The organism is Bacteroides sp. K03, from assembly GCF_019734355.1.
In the GTDB taxonomy this organism is placed as follows: Bacteria; Bacteroidota; Bacteroidia; order Bacteroidales; family Bacteroidaceae; genus Bacteroides; species Bacteroides nordii.
The window spans coordinates 81190-92326 of the sequence record NZ_JAASHC010000020.1 but is presented as its reverse complement, the minus strand read 5'-3'; the positions used below and the strand labels follow the sequence as shown (position 1 = coordinate 92326).

At 38.6% G+C, this 11137-nt stretch carries 5 protein-coding genes; 3 read left to right on the top strand and 2 right to left on the bottom strand.

The window, feature by feature from the left end; translation table 11 throughout:
* Nucleotides 1–627: 627 nt before the first annotated feature.
* Together HCG69_RS14165 and HCG69_RS14160 are read right to left on the bottom strand one after the other, a co-directional pair.
* Nucleotides 628–3744, bottom strand: coding sequence for a glycosyl hydrolase (locus HCG69_RS14165; protein WP_221650572.1), 3117 nt, complete (start codon nt 3742–3744; stop codon nt 628–630).
* A 238-nt stretch (nt 3745–3982) separates the two neighbouring features.
* Nucleotides 3983–4552 (bottom strand): hypothetical protein, encoded by a 570-nt coding sequence (locus tag HCG69_RS14160; RefSeq protein WP_221650571.1) that lies wholly within the window; start codon nt 4550–4552, stop codon nt 3983–3985.
* Between the two features lie 755 nt (nt 4553–5307).
* On the opposite strand from HCG69_RS14160, the gene HCG69_RS14155 reads away from it, so the two are divergent.
* The 3 genes from HCG69_RS14155 (at nt 5308) to HCG69_RS14145 (ending at nt 11126) form a co-directional block, all read left to right on the top strand.
* Complete coding sequence (locus HCG69_RS14155) at nt 5308–6426, top strand: glycoside hydrolase family 26 protein (RefSeq protein ID WP_221650570.1); 1119 nt, start codon at nt 5308–5310, stop codon at nt 6424–6426.
* A 44-nt stretch (nt 6427–6470) separates the two neighbouring features.
* Nucleotides 6471–7883 carry a T9SS type A sorting domain-containing protein gene (locus tag HCG69_RS14150; RefSeq protein ID WP_255586026.1) on the top strand — a complete coding sequence of 471 codons (1413 nt, stop codon included), beginning with the start codon at nt 6471–6473 and terminating at the stop codon, nt 7881–7883.
* A 255-nt stretch (nt 7884–8138) separates the two neighbouring features.
* Complete coding sequence (locus HCG69_RS14145; RefSeq protein ID WP_255586025.1) at nt 8139–11126, top strand: TonB-dependent receptor; 2988 nt, start codon at nt 8139–8141, stop codon at nt 11124–11126.
* Nucleotides 11127–11137 lie beyond the last annotated feature (11 nt).

Genomic DNA, 11137 nt, shown 5'->3' with positions numbered 1-11137 from the left:
CATATCTTTCGTAGTTAACATTTATTAAAGCAATATTCTGCGGAAACATTTGGTTTTAATAGAGTATACGAGAAACGCATCGAAACTCTACGGAGATCGGGTCGAAACTCTACGAGGAACGAGGCGTTCATCGTAGAGTAACAAATAGAATGTTTATAAGGCTTGACAATAGATGCATAGAAAAGGAAAATCACGTCCTCCTTTTTGTCCTAAAAAACGAATGCTGCTATTACGATGTGAATCGTCTCTGTTACCTGTAAATAAAATACGTGGTATAATTCTCAAACAATTATACCACGTATTTCACTCCACTACCTGTTTTTATTTGGAGGGCATCTTACAAAGGCGTAGTTTCTTAATAATGTTAATGCAATTTTTTAACACTCTGGTTTCGCTTTATCAGATTGTACACTTTAATACATCAAGATTGTACATTTTAGTATGACAAGAATGTACAATTAACACATACTAAAGTGTACACTCTTGTTATACTTAAAATAGGAGGTTTGAATTCGTTATAAATCAATTGATTACATAAGAGTGAATCTTTTATTGGATGCTTATATTTCCTCTTAAAAAAAACTATAATTACTTTTTTGATAACTACGCATTTATCGGATGGATCTTTCATTCTCCGCTTCTTAACACAAAAGGTTGATTCATGCCATAGTCCGGCAATATATATTGTTCACCGGCAGGCATTTCTCCTGATACTTTTTGCCAATGCCAGGGACCGGATATGCCTTGTGCCGTTTTATTATGATGTGGGCCCAATAAGCTCCGGTGACTTCCCATTACCCGTACTTCAATTTGATTGTCCCCTTTGCGTATCCATTTTGAAACGTCCAGCTTATAAGGCTGATAGGCGATAATTCCTGCACTTTCTCCATTAACGAATACTTCAGACACAGTACCGTCCCAGTCGGTCAACTGTACCTCATAGGTCGCTTTCGGCTCACTAATGTTGAAATGTTGTGAATAGGCTATGTCCCAGGAATAGAAAGGCAGGCCTTGCTGCTTCCAGCTCCCCAGTGTTAAGGAGTGTTCCGGACGTTCTACCAGCCAGCCTTGTGCAGCGGGTGAAAGATGAAAATCTCCTGTCAGATAAATAGGTTGTATCTCTGCAAAGATACTTGTTGGACTGATATCCAGTACTACTTTGTTTTCTCCTTCCCGCAAAGCTTTTCCTGCGTGATATACACCGAATGATTTATCCAGCCACCATTCTCCCTGGGTTGCATTTACGGGTATACCGTTCACTATCACTTTCCATAATTGTGGTTGCTCTACTACCAATTTAAACAGGCTGCAATCCACTCCTTTGGCTATGTTGATGTGATAGGTAACTGTTGCATGTCCGTCTTTCTTCTCCCGTTCTACGGTTTGATTCTTAAACTGTATCGAAGCCCGCCAAGGGTTATAAGGTTCACCGATTGCTTTATAGTATCTTTGTTCGGCTTCTGCTGTGTGCATATTGGCATAAGACTTTCCTGCTATATCCAAATCACAAAAGTCGATAAATAAAGCATTTTCTTTCAATCGTTTTACTTCCACAGGAGTCGTAGGAACTACTTCCCGGGTGTCTGTTATCTGTTTGCGTGGGAGTAATTTCTGCTTCTCTCTAGATACATATAGCAATAAACTGCCTACGGGAGGGAGAATTACTTGTGTAGTCACTTTCTTGCCGGAGTATGTGGCCGGATATGCATAGTGCGTACCGCTGAATGCATCCATCTCTACCAAACTACGCCCATTGATAGTAATATCAGCTTTCGCCTCCTGTTCAAGTGAAGAATTTACTAAAAACAGAATTTCACCTTCTTTGAATTGTCTGCGTTGGTGATATAAACCTCCTCCTGAGATATTAGAGAAGCTGATAGCATCGCTTGACAGTAGTTTATAGGTGTTATCTGTGTTTTTTACCTCAGCATATATGATCTGACTATTGTTGGTGAAAAATTTATTTAAATTCTCATTCTCACTACCATCCAGTAGGGTAGGAGTGGAATAGGCAATCAATTCTCCTCCTTCTTTTACAAAATTACGTAGTAGTTCAAAAGTCTTACTTTCGATATTATCCATGAAAGGAGGGAGCACTACTTTCTGATATTTCCTTTGGCCGACAATGAACTCTTTGCCTTCCACACTTCCCCGGTCTCTTATTATATTCTCGCATCCCAGGTCATATTCTATCTGTAGTTTTTCTAACTGAGTTACAAAGGCCTGAAATCCTTTTCCGATCTGATCCAATCGCGGATTTGATTTGTGAGCCGAATAGTAGCACCACAAGGAGGTAGTTGGTTCTAATACCAGTACGTCATTCAACTGTTCTCCTTTACTTAATATATAAGACAACCGGGCGAAGTAATCATTTTGTGTTTTATAGTATGGCCACCAGGTTGAATGATAAGTAAATACGGGTGGATAATCATATTTCCGTGCTCCCGTCAGCGTCATGTGTGACAGGTGCTGATTCATGAAATTGACTCCTAATACATACTCCCAGTCTCCCAGGCGTTTCAGATCTTCAAATGTTACGTCCCAGCCTCCACCGCCATAGGTTTCACTCAAGGTTCGTTCCCTCCCCATCTGGTTGGCTACACTACGCAACTCTTTGATGGCACGTACGTTACCAAACTGTGCTTTCGGGCTGACTTCGTCAAACTGATTGAATAACATATCTACAGCCGGCATCTGATGCCATGCATACATCGCCATATTATCCGGTCCGCTACTCAGGTCCGGCCATTTATGTTCCCAATAATGCCCGGTCCAGATCAATCCCTTTTGTTCACAATAGTCGTGCATTGGTTTTGCCCAACGGTCTATGAACATCTGAAGCAATGTTTCGAAATAATGGTGACGCACTTCTTTCCAGTTCTTTTCCTCCCGGATCAGCAAGGGTAGGTTTTCTTCCAGTGAGTATCCCCACCGTTTCCGGAATTCTACAAATAAATCCGGAGTCCATCTGACACCTCCCGAACTGTTAATTTGAGGTTCATCGGAAAACACCCCTTTTACTATCGGTCCTAAATCAGCTCCCAATATCCGTTCGTATCCGCTCATTGTTAACTCCAGAAACTTTTCTGTTACCCCTTTGTATAGCAGGTCTACATATGAATAACCTGCCATCCATCCGGAGCGGCCATAATAAGTCTTTTTCCAGAGAATGTATTCTCCTTTTTTCCCTTTATAATCGTTGATGTGTTGTGTTATGTCTGTATAGCCATTTTTTTCCTTTTTCTGGCAAATGAAGAATTCCGAAACGTTTTCCGGTAATATTTCGCAAGCAGTCATGCTTAGTCCTTGTCCCTGATTGTAGGATTCGGGCATTGTAGCCGGTACATGCCCTCCGGCATAGCCACTCGGATAGGAGTTTTCATCATAGATCCATATGTCCAGATCGAGCCGTTTACCTACTTCCACACTGTATTTGAACAGCTCATACCATTCGTCGGACATATATTCGGTAATTAAGCCCGGGCGTGGGTGTACAAATGCTCCTCCGAATCCTGCTTCGTGTAGTTCCTGTAACATCCGGTCTATTTCCGAATGAGTTACTTTACTGTTCCAGACCCACAGAGGAGCCGAACGATACTCTTTTGATGGATTTGAAAATTCCTTTTGGAGAGATTTCCATGTTGTGTCTTTCTCTTTTGCCGAAGCACCATTGATAGAAGATAGAACTAAAAAAGCCATGATGACTATTTTAAATAAATCGGATCGTCCTTCTTTTCTTATCATACTAATTTTTAGATATATAATTAATTGGAAAATACTATTTCTGTATCTATGGCAAATATAGCCCAAAAAGGCTGTACTAATGTACTCATTTTAGCCATAGTTAGATGTAGAAAAGGGAAAAGGCGAATAACATACAATATTGGCGGGATTGAATATATTGTAGTTGGTTGGATGGGGGATTCGTGAATTTGGATAGTAAGAGGATTTTATATAATTGATTGTTCGTATCATTCTTAATTTATTCAGATTTGGAATATACCATTATTGTCTGGAACATGTTGTCCCAGATAACTTTATTTGTTAGAGGGCAGCAAATTGCAAATGCAGTATGTTCGATTCCTTCATATTTATATTTGATGACATATACTTTGTCTCCTATCTTTATTTTGGACTTTACATTGTCTTTTAGCTTTTTTAGTTCTTTTGTGGATAGCTTATCTCCATACCTTACAATTGTTATCCATTGTTTATAATTAGAGGTTGCTTTACCTGTTTCTAAAAAGTAAGAACTTTTAGTGTAGCTGATTCTGGTATCTGTATTTCCAATCGTATTTGGGTTGCTGAACCATTTTATATATCTCTTTATTTTTCGAGAGGTATTCAATTCTTCCACGAATTCGTAGGATAGTAGCTGTAAATCATTTGCTGTCTCTACCACATTTGGAGTCCAATTTCTGAATAAATTATTAAAATTGTCCTCACAGGTTTGTATTTCACGACCATATTCATATATAGAAGTTTTAGAATCTTGTGCAGATACTGTATGGGAAATGAAAAAGAAGATGATTACTATATTTATATATTTCATGCTTTTTTAGTGTTTAATTTTATATATCAGATTTTATGTCCTTATACACGCACTAACTGTAGATCATTGTATCAGTAATTTTATTCTTCCTACAGTTTGTTCGGGTATATTGTGGAATGTTTCTCTTTGTACTATTCATGAATATAATTTCTACAAAGATAGTTATTGTGAAAGAAGTGGATATGCTCGTTCTAGCCCAATATGTATGTGGATCTACTATTATGTTAAGATATACATATTTGGCGAAAATATTATGACGCTAATGACCTCAATGTTTATATAGCAGTAATTTGTTTTAAGAATAAAAAAATGTGATCGTTCATATATAGTTTCCTGTGAGTATAGTTGTGAGGTATATTGTATTCAATTACGCCAAAAATGTATTTTAAATATCATTGTACAGATTGGGTATATTAATGGCGAGATTAGGCATAGTGGTTTTGCTTGCTGTGAATTATATTTGTTTCCGGAAACAACATAGAATGATGTTTTTGATTGGTATTTCAATTCTGGTAAAAAAGGTTTGTTGATGTGAGGCTGGAAGTAATTGAGAGGGAGTAAAGAAGCACAAGAATATAGTTGTTTTCTTCTCCCGCTCTTTACTCAAAAAGGAAGAATTGTTTGCTCCTATTATAGATGAGTATGAGGAAAGACTCTCTTTGTTGATTTACACACACACAACTATATACTTTATTGTATCGGTCAATTTTTGATGCATTTAAACAATATATTATCACATAAATATTTATTTAACCATGAAAAACTGTTTTTTTATAGGAGTCGTCATCATTACTCTTTTTTCCTGCAAAACATCCGTAGAGAATAAGTCTCCGACTGATCCACAAGCTACTCCTGAAACTGTAACACTATACAATCGTTTGTTTGATTTGGCTGAAAAAGGTATTATGCTGGGACATCAGGACAGTCCATTGTATGGGCATGGATGGTATGGTGATGAGGAGCGTTCGGACGTTAAAAATATGGTTGGAGACTATCCTGCTATGTTCGGCTTTGAATTAGGACACATTGAATTAGGTTCCGAGTATAATTTAGATTCAGTATATTTTAGCCGGATAAAAGAGCACGTAATAAAACATCATGCTCGAGGCGGTATTTCTTCTTTTAGTTGGCATGCAGATAACATCGCAACCGGAAACTCAACCTGGGATTGTGTACAGGATACAGTTGTACGTTCTGTTTTGCCTGGAGGTGATCTGCATAAGGAATATCTGGTATGGTTGGGACGTTTGGCTGATTTCTTTTTAGACCTAAAAGATGAAACGGGAACTTACATCCCTGTCATATTACGCATGTATCATGAGCATACCGGAGATTGGTTTTGGTGGAGCAGCCAACAATCTACCCCTGAAGAGTATAAACAGTTGTGGATAATGACAATCGACTTTTTACGAAAAACAAAGCAGGTACATCATTTGCTTTATGCTTACTCATCATCCAATGTCGAGAGTAAAGAACATTATCTGGAGCGCTATCCGGGAGATGAATATGTGGATATTTTAGGATTTGACCATTACTTGAAAGGGCGTACACAGGAAAACGTCGAACAATATAAAAAAGATTTTGAGAGAAATATTAAGATTGTGACGGAATATGCAGTTCAGTCTGGTAAACTACCTGTAGTGGGCGAAACAGGCGAAGAGTCTGTATGGGATACTACCTATTTTACGAATGTAATTTATCCTATCATCAACAACTATAAATTAGGCTGGATTTTATTTTGGCGGAATGCTTGGGAAGCGGATAAACCCGATCATTACTATTTACCTTACCCAGGACATCCTTCTGAAAATGATTTCAGGCAATTTGTTGATATGCCTTTGATTTTGATGAACAAAGATATTAATGAGAAATAATTTTATTATAAACTAATATGTTTAATCTTGAAAAAATTGAAATTATGAAAAGAGAATTTTACAAAAGTATGATTTTAGCATTGTCGGTAACCCTGTTGTCTGTAAATGCAAACGCTCAGTTTGCCGGTGGTACCGGAACAGAGGAAGATCCGTACATTATCCAAACGGCAGAGCAATTGAACGAAGTTCGTAATTATCTGGATGGTAATAATTTTCAGTTGAGTAACGATATAGATTTAACTGATTATCTCGCTGCTAATTCTGCTGAAAACGGTTGGCTACCTATCGGAAATGATCCGGAAAGTGGTATTTCAGGAGCATTTGATGGTAACGGACATGTCATATCTGGTTTTTACATCAATCGTCCTGATCTTACCAATGTCGGGTTATTTGGATCGGTAAAGTCAAGCAAATTGTTCAGTGTGAAGAACTTAGGGATTATTATAACTGAAGGAAAAGAAGTAAAAGGGTTGGACAATGTGGCCGGAATCATCGGACAAGTTCCTTATACTGGTCAAACAATTAAAATAACCGAGTGCTTTGTCATTGGAAATATTACAGCTGTAGGTAATGGTGCCGTTTCCGGATCAGCTACAGGAAATGCAGCTCCTTTTATTGCCATGACCTCTGCATTAGGACGCGTAGAGTTACTAAACTGCTATGCTGTTGGTAAGGTATATGGTTTTGCAAAAGCAGGAGGATTGGTAGGACAGGGATATAGAGGAATAAAGATTGAATCATCATATTCTACTTGTGCTGTAGAAGCCGGTACCAATAAAGCACAGTCAAAAGCCGGAGGCCTTATCGGTGAATGTGGTTTTCCTAACGGAAATGCTATTCGTCATGACATACTTTATTCAATTGCATTGAATCCATCTGTTAAAGCACCTAATGCTGTAGAGGATAATATTGGACGCTTGGTGGGATATGAAAAACCGGATAACACGGGTAAATATAATTATGAGGTTGCTTATGCCTGGGCGGATATGCTTGTGAATGATGCAATTGTAACTAACGGGTTGGAAACGAACAAGAATGGATTGAATCAGACCTCTAATGATGTAATTAAAGAAGTACTTTATTTTGGTGACAATATGAATGATTTTCTGTTTTGGGATCCGGCTGTTTGGTCAATGGGTAACGGAAATTATCAGCTGCCTATATTAAAGGCTTTTACAGCCGAAAAACAGCCCAATACCAAAGTCGCTCATTTACCAGAGAACACTGGTACCGGTTTTATAATGGCAGATTCTGGAAAGTTATCTGTATATCCGTCTGTAGCGAAAGATAAAATTGCAATCGCTAACAAAGAATCCGGAACAGAAGTTTCGATCTATGATCAGGTAGGTAAATTGGTGTTGACAAGTTCTGATTCGGAAATTAATGTATCCACATTAAATACTGGTTTATACTTGTTGAACATACAAGGTAAAGTGGTGAAATTCATTAAAGAATAATCACTGGTATATTATCAGTTAAAGAACTAATAGTGGAAAATATCATCTATCAACTTTCAATAATAAATCCATATTATTTATTCGCTTGTATTTAGTAAACAAAATTCCATTATTAGCTCTTTTTTTAATCTAAAATAATAAAATGACATGATCAAATATGTAAAAAATGGAATCCTTGATACCATGAAAAACAGAAGGCGGTTCATTATATTTATCTCCATATTAATGTCTGTATCATCTGTATTTGGGCAAGCAATGAAAACATTGACTGGAACCGTAACAGATTTATCAGGAGAACCATTGATTGGAGTAAGCATTGTCATAAAAGGAACTACTAACGGTACGGTGACCGATATTGATGGAAAATACTCATTAAGTATACCCAGTGAAAATAAAAAGGCTACTTTGATTTTCACTTATGTTGGATATTTAAAACAGGAAGTTATTGTTGCCGGAAAAAACACATTGAATGTTGTCATGAAAGAGGATGACAAACTACTTGATGAAGTAGTAGTGGTGGGTTATGGTGTACAAAAACGAGTGAACATGACCGGTTCGGTATCTTCAATAAAAAGCGAAAAGATGACAACCATGCCGGTTGCTAATGTCTCGAATGCACTGGGAGGCCGGGTTTCCGGATTAGTTACTCAACAAGCTACCGGTGAACCAGGGAATGATGCCTCAACTTTGTATCTTCGTGGAAACAAAAATCCGCTCGTGCTGGTCGATGGTATCGAAAGCGAGTACAATATGATCAACATGGAAGAAGTAGAGTCTGTCACATTGTTGAAAGATGCATCGGCGGTCGCTCCTTATGGTTTAAAAGGAGCCAATGGCGTGGTATTGATTACTACCAAACGTGGGGGGAATTCACAGGGAAAAATTACCTTCAACTATAACGGTGAGTTCGGATGGCAAAAACCCACCAACACGCCCGAATTTATGAGTGCTGCCGACGGATTGCGTCTTAAAAAACTGGCATATGAGATGGATGGTATGAACGACGAAGCCAATGCCATTACCGATGAAATTCTGGCAGCACACGAAACAGATACAGACGCTTATCCCAATACTGACTGGGTGAAAAATTACATGAATACTTCTACCAGTCAAAAACATAATATCGTGCTTCAAGGAGGTAATGATATCATAAAAGCTTATGTTGCGTTGGGATACATGAAGCAGGGTAGCATGCTCAGTGACGATCAGTATTACCGTCGTTATAATGTACGTGCTAACCTTGATTTAAAACCCACTAAGACTACCACTGTTTCTGCAGACTTGGGGCTTGTGTATGACCGTAAAAGAACCAACGCATCCTCTGCAGAAGCGGCCATGACAAATATCTACCGTGCGAAAGCTACGGAAGCAGATGTATACGGCAACGGATTACCCGCCTTTCAATCGTCCATTGGTGGTAGTATGTATCAAACCATTTATGGCGGAGGAGATAAACGCAATGAGAACAACTATCAGAATCTGAGTTTATCTGTCAATCAGGAACTCTCTTTTATCAAGGGACTGTCGATAAAGGGGTTGTTTAATATGAACCGCAAAGACACAAACAGTAAAAACTGGACTTATCCTTATGAGTATTATGTATACGATGCCGCTAATGACAAATACAACAAATCCGAATTACAGTCTGACGAAGAATTGTCACAGTCTACAAGGATAAATGCTTATTATACTGTTCAGGCATATCTCAATTATGCCAATTCATTCGGCAAACACAATCTTTCCGGCTTGTTTGTTTACGAACGCCGGTGGGGAGGAACAAAGGTAAATTATAGTGCCCGCCGTACACAGTTTGATGTGCTGATACCCGAACTGAATATGGGTTCTAAAGATAATCAATATAACTCCGGAACCTCTTCGGCCGAAGCGCAAGACGGTTTTGTTTTTCGGGTCAATTACGATTTCGCCCAGAAGTATCTCGTAGAATTGGCCGGTCGTTATGATCGTACCTATCAATATGCTCCTGACCGTCGTGCTGCATTCTTTCCTTCCATCTCACTGGGATGGCGCATTTCCGAAGAAGTATTTCTGAAAGATGTCCGTAGCATCGATAATTTGAAAATCCGTGCCTCTTATGGTAAATCCGGAAATCCGGTTGGTAACCCTTTCCAATGGAGTCCTACTTATACAGTGGGTAGCGGCTATGTATGGGGAACCGGTACTCAATCCACTGTTTCAGGTTTGTATGAAAGTGCAGAAGCGAATCCTTATCTGACATGGGAAACTGTATTGAAAGCCAATATCGGTTTTGATCTTTCAATGTGGAATGGATTATTGGGAGTGGAAATGGATGTATACCGTGATTTACGACGGGACAAGATTATCATCCCTACAGACGACTTCCCTACAGAATACGGAATCAAGCCTTCTCAATATAATGCCGGAAAAGAAGAGCGTTATGGAGTTGACCTTACCGTAACCAATCACACGGAAATCAACCGTAGTTTCTCTATCGACAATTCTTTTGTATTCGGATTTTCCCGGGATAAACAAGTTGATATAGCAGAATCAATGGGTACTTACAGTATTCCACGCTTTCGCCGGACTGGTAAATCAGCATCGCAATTAAGAGGTTATATTGCTGAGGGATTATTCAGCAGTCAGGCAGAAATTGACAGTTGGGCATACCAGAGCGCTTCGACTCGTCCCGGTGATATCAAGTATCGCGATATCAATGGCGATGGTAAAATAGACAATGAAGATGAAACGATTATTGGCCGTGCCCGTGTACCGGAAATTATGTACGGATATACCTTTAGTGCGAAATACAAGAACTTTGATGTCAGTCTGTTTTTGCAAGGTACAGGACATTCGGATTTCTATATGGGACAAGATGCAAAAGGTTCTTCTGACCGGGGAGTTCGTTTCCCATTCAAAAATGATAAACCCCGAAAGGATCATATCAACTCATGGACTGTAGATAACCCTGATCCCAATGCTAAATATCCACGCTTATCTACCATCGAAAGCATGAACTATGTGACTTCTTCTTTCTGGGTTGTAAATACAGCTTATTTGAAACTGAAATCTCTCGAATTGGGATATAATCTCGAACAGCGTCTGCTTAAGAAAATTCGGGTGGATAACATGCGCATATACTTAAACTTTTACAATTTATGGACTATTTATTCTTCCATGCCAAAAGACTTCGATGTTGAAAACCAAAATTATAATGCTTATCCACAACAGTTTGTAACCTCTTTGGGTATCAATATCACATTTTAATAAAAAGGAAT

Bases quoted from the DNA above. Each gene is read 5' to 3' on its own strand.
- HCG69_RS14165 (WP_221650572.1), bottom strand. From the start codon at position 3,744: ATGATAAGAAAAGAAGGACGATCCGATTTATTTAAAATAGTCATCATG.
- HCG69_RS14160 (WP_221650571.1), bottom strand. From the start codon at position 4,552: ATGAAATATATAAATATAGTAATCATCTTCTTTTTCATTTCCCATACA.
- HCG69_RS14155 (WP_221650570.1), top strand. From the start codon at position 5,308: ATGAAAAACTGTTTTTTTATAGGAGTCGTCATCATTACTCTTTTTTCC.
- HCG69_RS14150 (WP_255586026.1), top strand. From the start codon at position 6,471: ATGAAAAGAGAATTTTACAAAAGTATGATTTTAGCATTGTCGGTAACC.
- HCG69_RS14145 (WP_255586025.1), top strand. From the start codon at position 8,139: ATGAAAACATTGACTGGAACCGTAACAGATTTATCAGGAGAACCATTG.